Here is a 19,149-nt window from a genome sequence, read left to right on the forward strand (position 1 = left end):
ATGGGCAAGCCAACAGGATTCATCGAGTTCGTACGTGAACTGCCGGTAGACCGGACCCCGCGCGAACGGGTCCGCGACTGGAACGAGTTCCATCACCACATGGACGAGAAGCGGCTGCGCCAGCAGGGCGCACGCTGCATGGACTGCGGTGTGCCCTTCTGCCACAACGGCACGGTGATTGAAGGTTCCACGGTCGGTTGCCCGGTCAACAACCTGATTCCGGAATGGAACGATCTGGTCTATCGCGGCCTCTGGCAGGAAGCGCTCGTTCGACTGCACAAGACGAACAACTTCCCGGATTTCACGGGCCGGGTCTGTCCCGCGCCCTGCGAAGGCTCCTGCGTGCTCGGCATTTCCAGCCCGCCGGTAACGATCAAGAACCTGGAAGCGGCGATCATCGAGCGCGGCTTCGAGGAAGGCTGGGTGGTTGCCGAACCGCCGAAGACCCGTACCGGCAAGAAGGTGGTCGTGGTGGGCTCGGGACCTGCCGGCCTCGCCGCAGCTGCACAGCTCAATCGCGCAGGCCACCTCGTCACCGTACTCGAGCGTGACGACCGCCCCGGTGGTCTGCTCATGTACGGCATCCCCAACATGAAGCTCGACAAGCGTGCTGTCGTCGAGCGTCGCATTGCGCTGCTCGAACAGGAAGGCATCAAGTTCATCTGCAATGCGACGGTCGGCGAGAACGTCGAGGCACAGATGCTGCTCAAGGACTTCGACGCAACGCTGATCTGTACCGGTGCGACCCGGCCGCGCGACCTGCCGGTCGAGGGACGCGATCTGGGCGGCGTGCACTTTGCGATGGACTACCTGACCGCCAGCACCAAGGCGTTGCTGGACGACAGGCCGGATGCCAGCCCGTTGCATGCGAAGGACAAGGACGTCATCGTCATTGGCGGCGGCGATACTGGCACGGACTGCATCGGCACCGCACTCCGCCAGGGCTGCCGTTCGCTGCTTCAGGTAGAGATCATGCCGAGGTCACCGGCCGAACGCGCCGAGAACAACCCGTGGCCGGAGTGGCCGAAGATCCACCGGATCGATTACGCACAGGAAGAAGCCATCGCCCGGTTTGGCCAGGATCCGCGCGTTTATGTGACCACGGTCAAGAAGTTCCTCGGCGATGCCAGGGGACAACTGGAGTCCCTGGTCACGGTCGAAATCAGCTGGGAAAACGTGGACGGCAAGCTGGTTCCAAAGGAGCGCCCCGGCAGCGAGAAGACGCATCCGGCTCAGCTCGTCCTGCTGGCGATGGGCTTTACCGGCCCCGAGGCGCCGCTGCTTGAGGAACTCGGCCTCCAATGTGATTCGCGCAGCAACGTGCAGGCCGAATACGGCAAGTACGCCACGAGCGTGAAGGGCGTGTATGCGGCCGGCGACTGCCGGCGCGGCCAGAGCCTGATCGTCTGGGCCATCAATGAGGGCCGCGGCGCCGCCCGCGAAGTCGACCGTTACCTGATGGGCCGCACCGACCTGCCGTGACAGCGGCACCGCAAACGGCACTGGAGCGGGAACTGAGCGAGTTTCTGGATCGTTATGCCGCACTCTACAACCGGCAGGCGTATGCGGAACTTCTGGAGATGTGGGATACCGGCGATCCGGACAGCTTTTACATGGCCGAGGAAGTCGATCCGCCGATGTACGGCTGGCAGGCGATCAGGGCCTATTTCGACCGGCCGGGTTCGCTCGATGGTATCCGCAACGAGTACAGCGAAGTCCGGGCGCGCCACCTGGCACCGGACCTTGCGCTGGCAACCTACAAGCTGCGCTTCGATATCGCCGTGAAGGACATGAAGCCGCTGTCGAGCTTCGACCGTGTCGTCGCCGTGTTTCGCCGGCGCGATGGCGAGTGGAAGCTCGCCGCCTACGCCGAAGCCCCGCAGGCACCCCTGACCATGGTGCGCAAGCTGGCAAGGAATTCAAAATCACTGGGTCCGGCAGAACAGCAAGCGCTGCTGCAGACCGTCAAGAGCCTGCTCGAGGACACTGTACCCGCGGATTTTGAACAGTGGCTAAAGGCGCAGGCCTGAGCGCCGCCGTCGCGGAGGTCCTGCCCGATGCGCCGGCATCGGCAGCGGCGCATGTCTGGCCCCGGCCGCTGCGCGCCTGGTACCTGGTCACGCTGCTGACCATCGCCTACATCTTTTCCTTCGTCGACAAGTACATCCCGGCGCTGCTCGTGGAGCCACTGAAACGCGATCTAGACCTCAGCGACACCGAAATGGGCCTGCTGCTCGGTCCTGCCTTTGCGGTGCTGTATGCGACGCTGGGCCTGCCCATGGGCTGGCTGGCCGACCGGTTCCGACGTACCACGCTGGTCGCGATGGGCGTCGCGCTATGGTCGCTGGCCACTGCGGCCTCCGGGCTCGCCGGGAGTTTCGGGCGCCTGCTGCTGGCCCGCGTCGGGGTTGGCATTGGTGACGCGGCCCTCGCGCCCTGCGCGATGTCGATGATCTCCGACAGCTTTCCGCCGGCCCGGCGCGGCCGGCCCATCGCCCTCTACGTTGCGGCGCAGTCTTTCGGCGCAGGCCTCGCGGCCCTCGGTGGTGCGGCCGTGCTCGGCTGGGCCAACGCACAGAGCGAGATCTCGCTGCCCGTATTCGGCATCGTCGCACCCTGGCAGTTCACCTTCATCGCTGTCGGCACGCCCGGGCTCATCGTGGCTGTACTGCTGCTGATCATGCGGGAGCCGGCACGCGAAACCTCGGCGCTGAACAGCACCACGATGAGCCAGACACTGCGCTGGCTCGGCGCGCGGTGGCCGGTCTACGCAAGCCTCACTGCTGTGGTCTCGGTCATGACCATCGTGGCTTACAGCCAGAACTGGTATGCCGCTCTCTGGCAGCGCCAGTGGGGTTGGGATATCACGCGCTTCGCAACCTGGTACGGGCTGGCGCTGATCATTCTCGGGCCCGTGACGGTCAACCTGACCGGCTGGCTGTCAGACCGCCTGTGCGCGCGGGGACGCACCGACGGCCCGGTACTGATCGTCATGACCGGTACGCTGCTGCTGGTTCCCACCGGTATCCTCACACCGCTGATGCCGTCGGGCGAGCTGGCCTTTCTGGTCTGGCTCTGCAACCTGATCGGCCTGTCTGCGGTATCGGCCGCCGCCCCGGTCGCGCTGCTCAACATCACGCCGGGCGAGATGCGCGGCCAGGTATCGGCCCTGTTTTACATGATCATCATGCTCACGGGACTGGTCGTCGGGCCGCTGGCCGTGGGCTTTTTCAATGACGCCCTGTTTGCCGGCGACAATATCGCCCTCGCCTGCGCACTCGTGCCATTGATCATCGGTGTACCCGGCCTCGCGCTGCTCCGCTGCACGCGAAGGGAATACAGAAAAACGCTGGCCGGCCCTTACAATGGCGCCCCATCAGCCCAGTAACCCGGTAGCGACTGGATCCATGCAGTACTGCAGCGCCTGTGGTCAACCCGTGACCAGCACCATTCCGGCCGGCGATAACCGGCTGCGCGATGTCTGCACGAGCTGCGGTACGGTGCATTATCAGAACCCGAAGATCGTGGCGGGCTGCGTGCCCGAGCACGAGGGGCAGATCCTGCTGTGCCGACGGGCCATCGAGCCACGCCGCGGGTTCTGGACCGTGCCGGCCGGCTTCATGGAAATGGGCGAATCGCTGGCCGAAGCTGCGCTGCGCGAGACCTGGGAGGAAGCGCTGGCAAAGGTGGAGATTGGCCCGCTTTTCGCCGCCGTCGATGTCATCCACGCCGGCCAGCTGCATGTTTTCTTCAGCGGGAAACTGTCGCGACCGGAGTTCGGAGCGGGTACAGAGACGATTGAGACGCGCCTGTACCGGCCGGAGGACATCCCCTGGAGCGAGCTGGCTTTCCCCAGTATCCGGATTGCGCTGGAGCAGTATCTGGACAATCGTCGCACGGGTAACCAGCTGGTACACCTGAGCACCGCACCACGTAGTATCCGCGGCTAGTTATCTGCGCCCAAAATCTCTAAAGTAGCGGCCCTTGAAGGAGCCAAGACACCATGACTTTTGTCGTTACCGAAAACTGCATCAAGTGCAAGTACATGGACTGCGTCGAGGTATGCCCTGTCGATTGCTTCCATGAAGGCCCGAACATGCTCGTCATCGATCCCGACGAATGCATCGACTGCACGCTCTGCGAGCCGGAGTGCCCGGCTGAAGCGATCTTTTCGGAAGATGAGGTGCCAGCTGCGCAGAAGGGCTTCATCCCGTTGAATGCCGAACTGGCCAAGGGCTGGCCGGTGATCACCGAAGCGGGCACGCCGCCGGCCGATGCCGATGCCTGGCTCAAGACGCCGGACAAACTGAAGCTGCTGGAGCGCTGATTCAAGCGCCTGCGCCTCTCTCCGGTCCAGGCCCGCCAGGGCCAGCTTACTGACTGGCGACTTTCGGTACTTTCGATTCGGCGAGGTATTTCGCCAGTTCTGCCGGCTCCAGATAGCCGCCGATCAGCTCACCCGACTCGAGCACGATGGCGGGCGTACCCTGCAGGCCAAATTCGCGGCCAATGTTGTAGTGCTCGGCGACCGGGTTGGGCTTGCATGGCTTGTCCGTCAGCACCTCTCCCAGCTTGGATTTCGTCAGCGCACTGCGCCGGTCTTTCGCGCAGGCAACCTGTTCGGCTTTCAGCCAGCTGTCGGTACCCGGGCCGCTGCGCGGGAAAAACATGTAGCGGACGCGTATCCCCCGCGCATTGTAATCCGCAATCTGCCGATGAAGTTTGCGGCAGTAACCGCAGTCGACATCAGTAAACACCGTGACCGTATCCTGATACTTCGCGGGAGCGAAGATCACCATACCGGACTCGCTGACGCCGGCCAGCACCTCCTTGCGTACCCCCTCCACACGTCCCTCGGTGAGGTTTCGTTCTGAATCCAGGTCGTATATTTCACCCTGCACCATGTATCGGCCATCCGCGGACACATAGGCAATTTTCGAACCGATCCGTACTTCATAGAGCCCGGCCACCGGCGATTCGGAGATCTGTTCCGGCCGGATCTCCGGAAAGCGGGCGGCAATCAGCTTGCGCACCTCGGCGGTGGAAGCACCCGCTGACGGGGTCTGTGTTTCGGCAACCGAGTTGATGACAAAAAGAGCGCCGAGCAAGGCAATGCCGGCGAGGACCGGCTGACGAAAACGAACGGACATGGACGGTACCCTGAAGCGTGTGACTATTGAGCCGAATCGTAGCACGCGAAGTGCCACGCCCCGACAATGTAGTGCAGCAGCGCTGCAGCGGAAATCAGCCGCGCGGATGATGCTGGGCGTGAAGTTCCTTCATGCGCTCGCGGGCGACGTGGGTGTAGATCTGCGTGGTCGAAAGATCGCTGTGACCCAGCAGCATCTGTACCACGCGCAGGTCGGCCCCATGGTTCAGCAGATGTGTCGCAAATGCATGCCGCAGCGTATGCGGCGAGAGCTTGGCGTCGATATCGGCTTTCTTCGCATACCGCTTGATAATGTGCCAGAAGGCCTGGCGCGTCATGCGGTCGCCGCGGCGCGTCGGGAACAGGTATTCACTCTGGCGCTCAAGCAGGATTTCCAGGCGCGGGCCACTGATGAACTCGCGGATCCAGCGCTGTGATTCTTCGCCGAAAGGAATCAACCGCTCGCGATCACCCTTGCCGCGAATGCGCAACACGCCCTGGTTGAGGTTGACCTCGCTCTGACGGAGATTGATCAGTTCGGATACACGCAGGCCGGTGGCATACAGCACCTCCAGCATGGCCCGGTCGCGGTGACCGAGCGGGTCACTGGTCTCCGGTGCGGCGAGCAATGCATCGACTTCGGATTCGGTCAGCGAGCGCGGCAGTGAGCGGCCGATCTTCGGCATGTCGATCTTGACTGTCGGATCTTCCTGGATCACACCCTCGCGCAACAGGAAGCGGTAGAAGCGGCGGAAGCTGGACAATTGCCGGGCGGTTGAACGCGGCTTGGAGCCCTGCTTGGCCCGACTGGCGATAAATGCCAGCAAGTCAGCCCGGCTCGCATAGATCAGACTGGTATCACGCTGGGCGAGCCAGCGCTGCAGGGCCGCCAGGTCAGCGCGATACGCACCCAGCGTATTGGTCGACAGGCCCCGCTCCATCCAGATGGCATCGAGAAACTTGTCGATGATCCCCTCGGAAGAAACAGATTTCGGGCTGCTGCCCGTGATGTGGTTGACAGACGCTGGTGACATTACACTTCAGCCCCGTGCAATCGGCAAATGAGCAACAGAGCAAACCTGATCAGCGTCCCGGTGAGTCATTTTCAGGATAATCAGGGCTTCCTTCATGGGACTGCAGTATGGGCAAAAGGTTGCCGCATCGGCGTGACTGCACTCACAAATTATGATGAATTACATAAACTTACGATTTAACTAAACACGCGAATGCGTTACCTGTTTCGGGGCCTCGGGCATGGCATTTTCGGCGTATACGCGACCAGTGTTTTCGTTGCCGTCAGCCTGTCGACGCTGGCCGCCGTTGCCCTTACACCTGCCATCGCGGCGCGCCGGCAACTGGTGCGCCGCGCCGCCGGGACCCTGCTCAGTGTTACCGGAACCCGGCTGTCGGTAAGCGGACTCGATCACGTTCCAGATGATCCATGCATCGTGATAGCCAATCATTCGAGTTATCTCGACGGTCCGATTCTCAGTGCCGCACTGCCGCCACGATTCGGCTTCGTGATCATGCGCGAAATGACCCGCGTGCCCTTTGCACACTTCCTGTTACGTCGCATCGGTTCCGAGTTTGTCGAACGCAATGACAGGCACCAGGGCGCGGCCGATGCGCGCCGGATACTGCACAAGGCGCGCGGTCAGGAATCACTGGCCTTTTTCCCCGAAGGTTCGATTCTTGTCGAGCCAGGGCTGAGGCGTTTTCACAACGGCGCTTTTGCAGCCGCCGTGCGCGGCAATCTTCCGGTCGTGCCGGTCATCATCCGTGGCAGTCGCGACATGCTGCCTGCCTCCAGTCGGCTGCCCCGGCCCGGACGCATCGAAGTCATCATCAAGCCTGCGCTGCGCGCCAGCGGCGACAACCCCGTTCATTCACTGCGGGAACAGGCACGGCTGAGCATCCTTGAAGACCTCAACGAACCGGATCTGCTGCATCACGAGCTGACATAAGTCCCGTTTGGTCAACGCTTAGGGGGAAACCGTGGTTGGCGCGGACCATTTTGCAACGCATAATCGGCCGCCATGCGGCTACGGCCAGCTCTGTGGAGAGACGTTTTGACTCAGGATGCAATCGTTATCGTTGCGGCACGCCGCACGCCCATCGGCGCTTTTCAGGGTGCCCTGAGCCCGCTTTCAGCGCCTGAACTTTCAGCCGTTGCCAGCAAGGCCTGCCTCAGCGACTGCGCCATTCCGGCTGCAGATATCAGTGAGGTGCTGTTCGGCTGTGTGCTGAGCGCCGGACTTGGCCAGGCACCGGCGCGACAGGCCGCACTCGCCGCCGGCTTGCCGGATTCCGTACCCACCACCACCATCAACAAGGTCTGCGGCTCGGGCATGAAGGCCGTGCACCTCGGCGCCGACATGATCCGTGCAGGCAGCGCCTCCATCGTGCTTGCCGGTGGCATGGAATCGATGAGCAACGCGCCCTACCTCCTGCCGAAGGCGCGCTCCGGTTACCGGATGGGGCACCAGGAAGTGCTCGATCACATGTTTTACGACGGCCTGCAGAACCCTTATGACGGCCAGATGATGGGCATCTTCGGCGAAGCCACTGCGAAGACTTACGGGTTCTCGCGTAGCGAGCAGGACGAGTTTGCCATCGAGTCGGTGCAGCGTGCACTTGCCGCCACGAGTGCCGGCATTTTTGCAGCGGAAATCGCGCCGGTTGCCGTCAGCAGCCGGAAGGGCGAGAGCATCATCAGCGCAGATGAGGAACCGGGGCGCTGCGACCTGCAGCGTATCCCGACCATGCGGCCAGCCTTCGCCAAAGACGGGACCGTGACCGCCGCGACCTCCTCGTCAATCTCCGACGGCGCTGCATCGCTGCTGCTGATGAGTGCAGCCGAAGCGAAGCGTCGTGGACTGAAGCCGCTCGCGCGAATCATCGGGCAGGCCAGCCACGCGCAGGAACCGGCCTGGTTCACGACGGCACCGGGCCCGGCGGTCAAAAAACTGCTGGCTGCCGCCAACTGGAAGGTCGCCGATGTCGACCTGTTCGAGATCAACGAGGCGTTTGCCTGTGTGACACTGGCTGCCATGCGGGATCTCGGCATACCGCATGAGCGGGTGAACGTACATGGTGGCGCTTGCGCACTCGGTCATCCGATCGGCGCGACCGGTGCGCGCATCATTGCGACACTGATAAACGCATTGAAAACGCGGGGCGGAAAGCGCGGCATCGCCACGGCCTGTATCGGCGGCGGTGAAGCGATCGCGACAGCGATCGAAGTGTTGTGAAGCACCTCAGTCCGCGCCGCTACATCCCGGAGTAATTCGGCCCGCCGCCACCTTCCGGTGTCACCCAGCGGATGTTCTGCGCCGGATCCTTGATATCGCAGGTCTTGCAGTGGACGCAGTTCTGCGCGTTGATCTGCAGGCGCTGCTGGCCGTCCGTGCCCTCCACCACTTCATAGACGCCTGCGGGGCAATAGCGCTGGGCAGGCTCTGCATAGAGCGGCAGGTTGCTCCCTATCGGCACAGCCGGATCCAGCAGCTGCAGATGGCAGGGCTGGTCTTCTTCGTGATTGGTGCTGGACAAAAACACCGATGACAAGCGATCAAAGCTGATCTTGCCATCCGCCTTCGGATAGCTGATCCGCGGCGCACTGGCCGCAAGCTGAAGCCCTGCGTGATCCGGCTCGCGACTGTGCAGGGTAAAGGGCAGACGCCCGCCAAACAGGTTCTGGTCCAGCCAGATAAACGCGCTGCCGAGAAACAGACCGAACTTCTTCTGGGCCGGCGCGAAGTTGCGCGCGACATGCAACTCGCGCCAAACCCATGATTCGCGGACAGCCGTCTCGAAGGCGTCGAGCTGGGCAGGTGCCGCATCTCCCTGGCCAAGGGCTGCAAACACCGATTCGGCAGCCAGCATGCCTGTCTTGATCGCCGTGTGCGAGCCCTTGATCTTCGCGCCATTCAGGAACCCGGCCTCGCAGCCGGCGAGCAGGCCGCCGGGGAAGACCAGCTTCGGCAAGGACTGCAGACCACCCTTGTTGACCGCCCGCGCGCCATAACTGACCCGCTGCCCGCCTTCCAGGCAGGCGCGGATTCGCGGGTGCTGCTTCCAGCGCTGGAATTCCTCGTAGGGGTTCAGGTACGGATTGCGGTAATTGAGCGCAATGATGAAACCCAGATAAACCTGGTTGTCGGCAGCGTGATAGATAAAGCCGCCACCCTCGGTGCTGCTGTTGAGCGGCCAGCCGAAGGTGTGTACCACGAGTCCTTCGCGATGCCGCGCCGGATCGATGGTCCAAATCTCCTTGATGCCGATACCGTAGTGCTGGGGGTCACAGTCTGCCCGCAGGTGGTAGGTCTCCATGAGTTCCTTGCCGAGATGGCCGCGACAGCCTTCGGCAAAGATCGTGTACTTGCCGCGCAGCTCGTAGCCGGGCTGGAACGAGGGCTTCTCGTGACCGTCGGCACCCCGACCCAGGTCGCCGGTCAGCACGCCGGCGACGCGCCCGTTCTCATAAAGGACCTCTGCGCCGGCAAAGCCGGGAAACAGGTTGGCACCCAGCTCTTCGGCCTGCTGGCCCAGCCACTGGCAGAGCCGGCCCAGACTGATGATGTAGTTGCCCTTGTTGTGCATGGGGCGCGGAACAAATAAATCCGGCACCTTTATGTCCGCGTCAGCGCTGCGCAGCCAGTGGACCTCGTCAGCCGTGACCGCGGTCTGCACTGGTGCGCCGCGTTTTCGCCAGTCGGGGAAGAGTTCATCGAGGGCGGTCGTCTCCAGCACCGCCCCGGAGAGGATGTGTGCGCCGATCTCGGCGCCTTTCTCGATGACCGCGACCGACACATCGGTACCCGCGTCCCGGGCGAGCTGCAGCAAGCGGCAGGCAGCCGCCAGACCGCAGGGACCAGCCCCGACGATCACGACATCAAAATCCATGCTTTCCCGTTCAGCCATGCGGACGGAAGTCTAGCCCATCAATCCCCGCCCGCGCGATTCGGGTTTGCCCGCGACTCTCGCGGCTTCTACACTCGCGCCAGACCGCATGAACCTCCTCGACCGATATCGCTCCCTCAGTACGGAACTCAGGTTCAGCAATGACCCGGCGCAGCTGCGTGCGCTCGGGGTGCTGGACCGGGTCAGCCGCGAGCTGCTGGAGAGCCCGCGGCCACGGCGCCTGCCGGGAATTCTGGGCCGCTTCCTGCCGCGAACCACCAGCCCGGCGCCAGTACGCGGCGCTTATCTGTGGGGCAGCGTGGGGCGCGGGAAGACCTTCATGATGGACCTGCTGTTTGAGTCCCTGCCCTTCGACGACAAGGTCCGCTATCACTTCCATCGGCTGATGAACCGCGTACACGGGCGGCTCAAGACCCTGCGCGACGAGCAGGATCCACTGGCGACCGTTGCCGCTGAACTGGCGGGCGAGGCACGCATCATCTGCTTCGACGAGTTCTTCGTCGCCGACATCGCCGATGCGATGCTGCTCGGCCGGTTGCTTCACGCCCTGTTCGAGCGCGGCGTCACCCTGGTCGCCACCTCGAACAGCGCACCACAGGACCTGTATCGCGGGGGCCTGCAGCGGCAGCGCTTCCTGCCCGCCATCGACCTGATCCTGCAGCACACCGAGGTCGTGCACGTGGACGGGCTGACCGACTACCGGCTGCGTGTACTCGAAGCGGCCGAGCTCTGGCATGCGCCGCTCGATCAGAGCGCTGACCGGAACCTCGATCAATACTTCCGGAACATGGCACCTGACCGGGGCACCGAGGGCGAAACGCTGGATGTGCTCGGCAGAACCATCACCACCCGCCGACGAGCCGAAGGTATCGCGTGGTTTGATTTCGATGCGCTGTGCGCAGGACCACGCAGCCAGGAGGACTACATCGAAATCGCCCGCTGGTTCCAGACGGTAATCATCTCCGGCATACCCCGGCTCGACGAAAGCCGCGAGAATGAAGCGCGGCGATTCATCGCACTGGTCGATGAGTTCTACGACCGGCGCGTCAATCTGATCATCTCGGCCGCAGAATCCATCGGCCGGATCTATACCGGCACCCGCCTCAGCCACGAATTCGAACGCACCCGAAGCCGGCTGCTGGAGATGCAGTCGATGGAATATCTTGCCGCCGAACATCTGCCCTGAACGGCACATCGGCGCGCCCATGAACGCACCGCCGAACTGCTCCGCTATACTCGACAGGACCATCAGACAGGAGTCTGCCCACCATGCGCTTGCACAGGTTTTTACTGCTGTTGGGCGGGCTTTGCAGCCTGGTTACGGCATCCCTTGCCGCACCGGTCAGCGATGCAGAGCGCGTACCAATAGACCTGCGGCGCACGACGCTGATCGTGCGTGACATGGATAACTCGTTGCGCTTCTACCGCGATGTACTGGGACTCAAGGTCGCCTACGACCAGATCATCCGTACGCCGCGGGATGCCGCCAGCGATGCCGATGCCGAGCGCTCATTGCGGCTGGTGCTGTTGCAGGCCAACGACGATTTCATCGGCATGATCGGCATGATCCAGTACTTCAAGCCATTGAAGCCGGTTCCCGCCACACCGGCTGAGCCCTTCAGCATCGGCAGCATGGTCTTCGTCTTCAACGTGAAGGATGCCGCCGCCAGATTCGCGGCGGCCCGCGAGGTGCCGGGGGTCCGGGTTATCGAAGAACCGGCACCGACCACCTATCCGGGTTATGGCGGCAAGGGTGTCATCCCGGTACTGGTGAGCACGCTGACCGACCCCGATGGCTATGCGATCGAGCTGAACGAACTGCTGGTCGGAAATCCGAGGAGCGAAAACGCAGAAGCGCCCGTAGCGCCTGCCGCGAAATAGTCCGGCTGCAGCGCTGCCGGTGAGGGCTTCACCGGCAGCGCAACGCTCAGTCAGAGCCGGCCGTACCTGCCATACGGTCGTACTTCAGGAAGAACTCGCGTCCCAGCGCCACAAGCTGGTTCTCGCTGGGGTGATCGACGACCTGCCAGGCGGCGATATGTTTTGCCGTTTGCGGACGGTGCTTCTTTGCGTAGTGCTCAAAATCGGCGACTGCGGTATGGGAACCTACGGCCAGCACTTCCGGGACCCCCTCCAGCGCATCGCACACTTCCCCGAAAAACTCATGCTCGGTACGTACCGTACTGCCGTGCTGCCTGGTCGGGTGGGAGTGGGCCTTCAGCTTCTTGCCGGACAGCACCTTCTCATCATCGAAGTGCAGAATCTGGGCATGCTGGTGGTCGAGCCATACTATGGCGTGCGAGCGAATCATCGCGTAATTCCTTTGCGGCTGGAGAAGATCTGCTGTGGCAGATGGCATTATGAAGGCCGTGAGGCATCTGGTCCATCGCGCGGGAGGCAGGGAACTTTTTTTTCGTGCGGCGCTCAGCAGACCAGCTGGCGCACGAGCCGATAGCACTCGCAGACCCTTGCTTCAAGGCCGGCCCGGTCCAGAATGGTGATCCGGCCACGAGTGTAGTTCAGGAGCCCATCGTCCTGCAGCTTGCGGGCGGCGTGCGTGACGTCTTCGCGACGCAGGCCAAGCATATTGGCGACAAATTGCTGGGTCATCTCGACTTCATTGCCCGCGACACGATCCATACCCAGCAGCAATGTCTTGCAGATTTTCTGTTCTATGGAGTGCCGCCGGATACAGATTGCGCTCTGGGCAATCTGTATCATCAATAGCTGCAGATACCCAAGCGCTGCCCGCTGAAAACCGCCATGTATGTCAAACTCCGCCTGCAAGAAATCCAGTCGCGCCCGGTAAGCCGCACCGGAAATCAGTGTGACGCAGTGATAGGGAATCTCCCGCTTGCCAAGGAGCCGCACCAGCCCCACCAGACCATCTTCATCGATTTCCGCGACAGGCGTATAGAGACTTGTCGCCGAGACACCGACCAGTGAAACAACGCAGTTCACCGGAAAATAGCCGTAGCGTGATTGGTTGCATGGTTCGCAAAGAATCTGCCCGCCCTGCAGCATGACGAGTTCCAGTTGCGGCTCGAACTGCAGATATTCCGGTTCTGAAAGTTGGGCTAACAGGCGATTCTTGAGCGGGTTCTGCCAGGTCAACATCGCTTCAACTCCAATAGACTGGCCCTCACCCGCATCCCATAAGCCAAGGAAGCCCGCATCACGGCTGCAGACAGGAGCAGCCAAGCGATGCCTTATACCGTTAGTGTTTACCCGTGTATGTGCAGATTCACACACAGACGCCAGCGCCGGACCTTGGCCCGTCCTCCCGACATACCCCCGATACAGCTGACAAGGATTGTCCGTCACCTGGACCCAGCGTTTAGAATCATCGGCTGCGCAGCAATAACCGGAGCATCTGAATGACAGGCAAGCTGGTCCTCTGCCGGCACGGACAGAGTACATGGAATCTCGATAACCGCTTTACCGGCTGGACCGACGTGGACCTCACCGACCAGGGCTGCACTGAGGCAAAGAGCGCCGGCAAGGAGCTGGCGCGGCTGGGTTTTCGCTTCGATATCGCCTATACGTCGGTGCTCAAGCGGGCAATCCGCACGCTCTGGCTGATGCTCGACGAAATGGACCTGATGTGGATACCGGTCGAACGGACCTGGCGGCTCAACGAACGGCACTACGGGGCGTTGCAGGGGCTCAACAAGGCCGAGACCGCTGCCAAGCATGGCGAGGACCAGGTCAAGATCTGGCGCCGCAGCTATGACACGCCGCCGCCACCGCTGGAGGTAAGCGACGAGCGGCATCCGGTCCATGATCCCCGCTACCACGCAATCACGGGGCTGCCGGGCACGGAGTCCCTGAAAGACACGCTGGCGCGCGTCCTGCCCTTCTGGCAGGACAGCGTGGCGCCACGTCTGTTGCGCGGCGAGAACGTGCTGGTAACAGCACACGGCAACAGCCTGCGCGCCATGGTGAAAATGCTCGACCACATGTCCGAGCGGGACATCCTCGAGTTCAACATCCCCACCGGCATCCCGATGCTCTATACGCTTGATGCGCATCTCCAGCCACTGAAGCGCGAATATCTCGGCGACCAGACGGCTATCCGCAAGGCTGCCGAGGCGGTTGCACAGCAGGGCAAGGCGAAGTGATCTACGCACTCGATGGGCTGATGCCGCAGCTCGCCGACGATGTCTACATCGCGCCGAATGCCAGCGTGATCGGCGACGTGATCCTGGCCGCACAGGTCAGCGTCTGGTTTGGTGCCGTACTGCGCGGCGACGTCGAGCAGATCGTCGTCGGCCGCGGCAGCAACATCCAGGACAATTCGGTACTGCATTCCGATCCCGGCGCGCCGCTCACGCTGGGCGAGTTCGTGACGGTCGGACACATGGTGACCCTGCACGGATGCACCATCGGTGACGGTACGCTGATCGGCATGGGCGCGAGCCTGCTCAATCACGCCCGGATTGGCCGCAATTGCCTGATCGGTGCGCATGCACTGGTCACCGAAGGCAAGGAGTTCCCGGACGGCATGCTGATCGTGGGTTCACCGGCCCGGGCGATCCGGCCGCTGACGGCACAGGAACTTGAGGGGATCGCCGGCAACCGCCAGCGCTACATCGAAAGGGCCAAACGCTATCGGGCCGGCCTGCGGTCCCTGCCCTGAGCAAGTCGGCGGCGGCTAGTCAGCCCGATCCGGACGCACCCGGATCAGGCCCTCCTGTGCCAGGGTCGCCACCAGCTGACCGTCCGCGGCAAATACGTGACCACGCGCGAGACCGCGTCCGCCGCTGGCCGCAGGACTGTCAAGCGCAAACAGCAGCCACTCATCCACGCGGCAGGCGCGATGGAACCACATCGCGTGATCGAGGCTCGCCATCTGCAGACCGGCACGGCTCACATGCAGGCCATGCGGCAAGGTCACCGTACCGATCAGCTCGTAGTCGGAGACATAGGCGAGCAGCACCTGGTGCAGGAACTGGTCGGGCGGCAGCTGGTCGATGGCGCGCATCCATACCTGCTTGACCGGCGCGCGGTTCTGGCTGCCGGTCGACAGAAACTGTCCAGGATCTACCGGGCGCACACTGAATGGACGCCGGTAGGAAAGGAAGCGCTGCATGCGCGGCGGAATTTCAGCGCTGTACTCACGCACCAGCGTCTCGATGTCCTTGAGGCCATCGGGCGGCGGCACCTCCGGCATGGTCACCTGGTGTTCCAGCCCCGTCTCGGCGGTCTGGAACGAAGCGGTCATGTTGAAGATCTGCTCACCGTGCTGGATGGCAATGACCCGACGGTTGGAAAAGCTGCCACCGTCCCGCGCCCGGTCCACCTCATAGATGATCGGTGCGTTGACATCACCCCGCTTGAGGAAATAGGCGTGCAGCGAATGCGCGGCGCGGCCCTGCACCGTGCGGCTTGCCGCTGCCAGCGCCTGGCCGAGCACCTGCCCGCCGAAGACCTGCGGCGTGCCGATATCGCGACTCTGGCCACGGAATATGTTCTCCTCAATGGGCTCGAGTTCGAGCAGCGCGATCAGATCGGCAAAACCTGCGTCCATTGAGAACCTGAACCGGAAACGGGACAGGAATTGTAACCGCGCACGCTGCCGTCTGCCCGGCGGCCCGACCGGCATGGGCAGTCCCGCAGGCCTGTGTTATGGTCGGCGTCACGCAAGGGGGACGCGCATGAAAGACGCTCTGCAGCTCACGCCGCGCAAAGGCTCCCGTCTGTCCATGATCGGCATCTGGACCGCTGCGATCGGCATCGTTTTCGCCATTGCCTCGGGCTTTGGTGCACGCGCCGGATTTCTCTCGCCGTTTGCCAGCATGGGGACCTATGCGCTCGGCAGCCTGCTGCTGCTTGTCGCCGCGATCACGGCCGGGCTCGGCCTGATCCGCAGCGGCGGTCTGCGCGGTGCCACATCGCGGCCGATCGCCTGGCTGGCCCTGCTGGCCGGGCTTGCTGTTACGGCAAACAATGGCTTCGTGATCAGTCAGGCGCGTGGTGCGCCGGCGATTCACGACATCAGCACGGATACGGTTACCCCGCCCGCCTTCGTCAGGATCGCAGCGCTCCGGCAAGCGGATGCAGCCAATCCCAGCGAGTACGACGGTGCCGAAACTGCAGCCGAGCAGCACCGCGCCTTCCCCGACATCCAGCCGCTGGTGGTCGATCAGCCTGCCGACGTGGTCTTTGCCGGCGCGAAGGAGATCGTCGCCGACAAGGGCTGGACTCTGGTCGATGCCAGCGAAGCGGAAGGCCGGATCGAGGCGACTGCAGAAACCGGCTGGGTACGTTTCAAGGACGACGTCGTGATCCGCATTCAGCCTGCGGCTTCCGGCACCCGGGTGGATGTGCGTTCCAAGTCGCGGGTCGGGCGCGGCGACATGGGGGTCAACGCCCGCCGTGTCCGCAACTACCTTGACTCCCTGCAGGCCCGCCTCGCCCGCTGAACAAACATGCCTGCCATCACGGAAATGGTGGAGACCTATCTCCCGGTCCTGGTCACCGCCGGTGATTACGCCCGACGCATACAGCCGCTCATCGCTGGGCCCGCGCAAAAGGCCGGCCAGAATCCCTGGGTACAGGCGATTACGGACGCCGACCAGGCGGTGCAGACTTTCCTTGAAATAACCACGCTGGCCCACTTCCCGGAGGCCGGTTTTTTCGGTGAAGAACAGGAACTGTCACGCAACACCGGCTATTTTCCCTCCGCTGCCACAACGATGGTCTGGGTGGATCCGATCGACGGTACGTACCTTTACCAGAATCAGCGCAGCGGATGGCAGATCATCCTGTCGATCACACGCGAGGCACGGCTGATGGCCGTCATCTGCTACCTGCCCGTGCGCGGACGTTTCAATCTCGCCATTCGCGGCTGCGGCGCATTTACCGGGGGGCGCAATTGCCGGACCCTGAACGACATGCAGCCGCTGGCCACCCGTTCCGGCAGCGCCGTCTGCGTCGGCTACCAGGCACCAGCCGAGCTGGAAAAACTGCGCGGCAAATGGAAGGCCTTCGACATCGTGGCCGACGATGACCCGCAGCGCGACTTCGAAAACCTCAACGACCTCTTCACGGGCCGCCTGGATGGTTTCGTGTCGCAGTCCTGCGACCTGCTCGACTGGGGCGCGCTCGGCTATATCGTTGCCAATGCCGGTGGTGTGGTATCCGGACTGGACGGGAAACCACTGGACATATTCGAAAATTTCAGCGCACGCAGCAGCCCGATACTGGTGAGTTCATCGCCGTCGGTACACGAGCGCCTGCTGGCGGCACTCCGCAAACAGTAGCAGCGCCTTCGGGCGTGATTCTTTCGCCATCAATCGCGGCTGAATCCGCTCCGGCGGGAAGACGATACAGCTAGTCCTCGAAGAAGTAGAGGACCAGCACCTCGGCCGTACAGGCCGGTTTCACTTCACCCTCGATCTCGATCGTGTTGTCGAGAATGACCTGCAGGCCTCCGGCTCGCTGCCGTGCGGATTTCAGCGTGGTGCGCATGCGTACGCGCTTGCCGGCCGGCACCATGTTCCGGAAGCGTACCTCGTTGACCCCGTAATTGATGACGCGCTTGATCCCTTCGAACACAACGATGCTGTCCAGCAGCCGGGGCATCAACGATACCAGCAGATAGCCGTGTGCGATGGTCGTACCGATGGGGAATTCCCGTTTCGCGCGCTCGACATCCACATGGATCCACTGGTGATCGTCAGTCGCATCCGCAAAGCGGTTGATGCGGTCCTGATCGACGGTGATCCAGTCCGAAACACCGACCTCACGACCCTCAAAGGCCTTGACCTCCGCTGCGCTCTTTATGACAACCCGGCTCATGTCGCCTGTTCACCGCTCGTGGCCAAAAACAGATTGATAGCCTGCATGATCAGGACTGTCGACTCAACGTTCACGACGCGCGATGGCACCGAAGAATTCGGCACGGATACGATCGTCGTCCCTGAATGCACCCAGCATTTCGCTGGTCGTCATGCGCACATTGTCCCGGTGTACACCGCGCGTGGTCATGCAATGGTGCTGTGCCTCTATGATCACAGCCACCCCGCGCGGCTCGAGCACCTGCTGGAAACAGCGCGCGATGTCGGCAGTGAGCTTTTCCTGCACGATCATGCGCCGGGTAAAGGCCTCCACGACCCGCACCAGCTTGCTGATACCGGCCAGCCGCCGGTCCGGCAGATAGGCCACGTGTGCACGACCGATAACCGGCGCCACATGGTGCTCGCAGTGGGATTCGAAATCGATATGCGTGAGGGCAACGATGCGGTCGTAGTGCTCGACCTGGTGAAATGAAGTACCAAGCAGCGCATAGGGGTCGACCTTGTAGCCGGCAAACCAGTCTTCGTAGGCGCCAATAAAACGCGCTGGCGTCTTTTGCAGGCCGCGCCGGGCCGGATCCTCGCCGACCCAGGCCAGCAAGGTACGCACCGCGGCCTCGGCATCTTCGCGGCTCGGCTTAGGTGTCGTCGGGCTCTTCTTGCGGCTGGTGGCCATGTCTCTCTTTCCGGTATCGATCCAGTTCAGCAGGCGTATTCAGGTTGAGCAGCGCGACAGGCCACGGTGCGTCCAGCAACAGGGTGTCACTCTCCGCCAGCACGGCACGCGGGCTGACAGGACGCCCGGCGGCGGCAACGAGGCTGGCGAGGCGCGCCAGCGTAGCGGGTTCCCAGATCGCGCACAACGGCTCAGGCAGGCCGGTCACGGGACTGCGCCAGCTGGTCGCCGCCCGCGCCGGGTCGCGCGCGGCGACCAGCGCCTCAATGACCCGCCGGTCAAGACCAGGCATGTCACAGGCAAGCACCAGCCAGGCTGCAGCCGGATCCTCCAGATGCGCAGCGCGCAGACCGTTGACCGGACCGAGGCCGGTGCCTGCGTCCGGCAGCAGCGGGAATTGCCGCCGCAGCTGATCATCAACCTGATCAGCCCGCACCGATACGCGCACACTGGTCACACAACCGTCGAGCAGCGCGACGGTCCGCTCGAGCAGTGTGGTGCCTTCGATGAGGATCCCCGCCTTGTCACGGCCCATGCGCACACTGCGCCCGCCCGCCAGCACCAGCCCGCGCAAGGGCGGTGGCTCGCCGCCGGGCTCCATG

General features: G+C 63.0%; 22 protein-coding genes. 13 read left to right on the forward strand and 9 right to left on the reverse strand.

What is annotated here, in order from left to right:
* Genes H6979_04980 through H6979_05000 form a run of 5 tightly spaced genes read left to right on the forward strand, consistent with a single transcriptional unit; the run spans position 1 to position 4,327 of the window.
* Positions 1 to 1,482: a glutamate synthase subunit beta gene (locus tag H6979_04980; GenBank protein MCP5139188.1), complete on the forward strand. Its 1,482-nt coding sequence runs from the start codon at positions 1 to 3 to the stop codon at positions 1,480 to 1,482.
* Positions 1,479 to 2,030, forward strand: a complete 552-nt coding sequence (locus tag H6979_04985; GenBank protein ID MCP5139189.1) for a nuclear transport factor 2 family protein — start codon at positions 1,479 to 1,481, stop codon at positions 2,028 to 2,030. The genes H6979_04980 and H6979_04985 overlap by 4 nt, the downstream gene beginning before the upstream one ends.
* A complete protein-coding gene (locus H6979_04990) occupies positions 2,009 to 3,388 on the forward strand; it encodes an MFS transporter (GenBank protein ID MCP5139190.1) in 1,380 nt (459 codons plus the stop codon). The genes H6979_04985 and H6979_04990 overlap by 22 nt, the downstream gene beginning before the upstream one ends.
* 19 nt (positions 3,389 to 3,407) lie before the next feature.
* Positions 3,408 to 3,950 (forward strand): NUDIX hydrolase, encoded by a 543-nt coding sequence (locus H6979_04995; protein ID MCP5139191.1) that lies wholly within the window; start codon positions 3,408 to 3,410, stop codon positions 3,948 to 3,950.
* A 53-nt stretch (positions 3,951 to 4,003) separates the two neighbouring features.
* The gene (locus H6979_05000) at positions 4,004 to 4,327 is read left to right on the forward strand and encodes a ferredoxin family protein (GenBank protein ID MCP5139192.1); all 324 of its coding nucleotides are present in this window, start codon (positions 4,004 to 4,006) and stop codon (positions 4,325 to 4,327) included.
* 46 nt (positions 4,328 to 4,373) lie between these two features.
* Here the strand turns inward: H6979_05000 and H6979_05005 are convergent, their stop codons facing one another.
* A complete protein-coding gene (locus H6979_05005; protein MCP5139193.1) occupies positions 4,374 to 5,150 on the reverse strand; it encodes a DsbC family protein in 777 nt (258 codons plus the stop codon).
* Positions 5,151 to 5,244: 94 nt separating this feature from the next.
* Positions 5,245 to 6,183 (reverse strand): site-specific tyrosine recombinase XerD, encoded by a 939-nt coding sequence (gene xerD, locus H6979_05010; protein MCP5139194.1) that lies wholly within the window; start codon positions 6,181 to 6,183, stop codon positions 5,245 to 5,247.
* 192 nt (positions 6,184 to 6,375) lie between these two features.
* Here xerD and H6979_05015 point away from each other — a divergent pair, with 192 nt between their 5' ends.
* Entirely contained in the window at positions 6,376 to 7,113 is a 738-nt protein-coding gene (locus tag H6979_05015; protein MCP5139195.1) for a 1-acyl-sn-glycerol-3-phosphate acyltransferase, read from the forward strand.
* A gap of 72 nt (positions 7,114 to 7,185) precedes the next feature.
* Positions 7,186 to 8,400 (forward strand): thiolase family protein, encoded by a 1,215-nt coding sequence (locus tag H6979_05020; protein ID MCP5139196.1) that lies wholly within the window; start codon positions 7,186 to 7,188, stop codon positions 8,398 to 8,400.
* 19 nt (positions 8,401 to 8,419) lie between these two features.
* Here H6979_05020 and H6979_05025 read toward each other — a convergent pair whose 3' ends face one another.
* Positions 8,420 to 10,072 carry an electron transfer flavoprotein-ubiquinone oxidoreductase gene (locus H6979_05025; protein MCP5139197.1) on the reverse strand — a complete coding sequence of 551 codons (1,653 nt, stop codon included), beginning with the start codon at positions 10,070 to 10,072 and terminating at the stop codon, positions 8,420 to 8,422.
* A gap of 88 nt (positions 10,073 to 10,160) precedes the next feature.
* Here H6979_05025 and H6979_05030 point away from each other — a divergent pair, with 88 nt between their 5' ends.
* Both H6979_05030 and H6979_05035 read left to right on the forward strand, forming a co-directional pair.
* Positions 10,161 to 11,258: a cell division protein ZapE gene (locus H6979_05030; GenBank protein ID MCP5139198.1), complete on the forward strand. Its 1,098-nt coding sequence runs from the start codon at positions 10,161 to 10,163 to the stop codon at positions 11,256 to 11,258.
* Between the two features lie 83 nt (positions 11,259 to 11,341).
* Positions 11,342 to 11,953, forward strand: coding sequence for a VOC family protein (locus H6979_05035; GenBank protein ID MCP5139199.1), 612 nt, complete (start codon positions 11,342 to 11,344; stop codon positions 11,951 to 11,953).
* 46 nt (positions 11,954 to 11,999) lie between these two features.
* Here H6979_05035 and H6979_05040 read toward each other — a convergent pair whose 3' ends face one another.
* Entirely contained in the window at positions 12,000 to 12,383 is a 384-nt protein-coding gene (locus tag H6979_05040) for a hypothetical protein (GenBank protein ID MCP5139200.1), read from the reverse strand.
* A 113-nt stretch (positions 12,384 to 12,496) separates the two neighbouring features.
* Positions 12,497 to 13,189 carry a Crp/Fnr family transcriptional regulator gene (locus tag H6979_05045; protein MCP5139201.1) on the reverse strand — a complete coding sequence of 231 codons (693 nt, stop codon included), beginning with the start codon at positions 13,187 to 13,189 and terminating at the stop codon, positions 12,497 to 12,499.
* A 260-nt stretch (positions 13,190 to 13,449) separates the two neighbouring features.
* Here H6979_05045 and gpmA point away from each other — a divergent pair, with 260 nt between their 5' ends.
* Together gpmA and H6979_05055 are read left to right on the forward strand one after the other, a co-directional pair.
* Complete coding sequence (gpmA, locus tag H6979_05050) at positions 13,450 to 14,193, forward strand: 2,3-diphosphoglycerate-dependent phosphoglycerate mutase (protein ID MCP5139202.1); 744 nt, start codon at positions 13,450 to 13,452, stop codon at positions 14,191 to 14,193.
* A gap of 20 nt (positions 14,194 to 14,213) precedes the next feature.
* On the forward strand, positions 14,214 to 14,711 hold the full coding sequence (locus H6979_05055; protein ID MCP5139203.1) for a gamma carbonic anhydrase family protein: 498 nt from the start codon (positions 14,214 to 14,216) through the stop codon (positions 14,709 to 14,711).
* A gap of 15 nt (positions 14,712 to 14,726) precedes the next feature.
* Here H6979_05055 and tesB read toward each other — a convergent pair whose 3' ends face one another.
* Positions 14,727 to 15,602, reverse strand: a complete 876-nt coding sequence (gene tesB / locus H6979_05060; protein ID MCP5139204.1) for an acyl-CoA thioesterase II — start codon at positions 15,600 to 15,602, stop codon at positions 14,727 to 14,729.
* Between the two features lie 127 nt (positions 15,603 to 15,729).
* Here tesB and H6979_05065 point away from each other — a divergent pair, with 127 nt between their 5' ends.
* Positions 15,730 to 16,497, forward strand: coding sequence for a DUF1499 domain-containing protein (locus H6979_05065; GenBank protein MCP5139205.1), 768 nt, complete (start codon positions 15,730 to 15,732; stop codon positions 16,495 to 16,497).
* A gap of 6 nt (positions 16,498 to 16,503) precedes the next feature.
* Positions 16,504 to 17,337, forward strand: coding sequence for a hypothetical protein (locus tag H6979_05070; protein MCP5139206.1), 834 nt, complete (start codon positions 16,504 to 16,506; stop codon positions 17,335 to 17,337).
* A gap of 70 nt (positions 17,338 to 17,407) precedes the next feature.
* Here the strand turns inward: H6979_05070 and H6979_05075 are convergent, their stop codons facing one another.
* From H6979_05075 to H6979_05085, 3 genes are all read right to left on the reverse strand, one after another.
* On the reverse strand, positions 17,408 to 17,875 hold the full coding sequence (locus tag H6979_05075) for a MaoC family dehydratase (GenBank protein ID MCP5139207.1): 468 nt from the start codon (positions 17,873 to 17,875) through the stop codon (positions 17,408 to 17,410).
* 63 nt (positions 17,876 to 17,938) lie between these two features.
* Complete coding sequence (locus H6979_05080; GenBank protein ID MCP5139208.1) at positions 17,939 to 18,547, reverse strand: GTP cyclohydrolase I; 609 nt, start codon at positions 18,545 to 18,547, stop codon at positions 17,939 to 17,941.
* Entirely contained in the window at positions 18,510 to 19,148 is a 639-nt protein-coding gene (locus H6979_05085; protein MCP5139209.1) for an NTP transferase domain-containing protein, read from the reverse strand. Before H6979_05085 ends, H6979_05080 begins: the two co-directional genes overlap by 38 nt.
* Between the last annotated feature and the right edge of the window lies 1 nt (position 19,149).

This window comes from Chromatiales bacterium (assembly GCA_024234935.1).
Taxonomy (GTDB): Bacteria; Pseudomonadota; Gammaproteobacteria; order Steroidobacterales.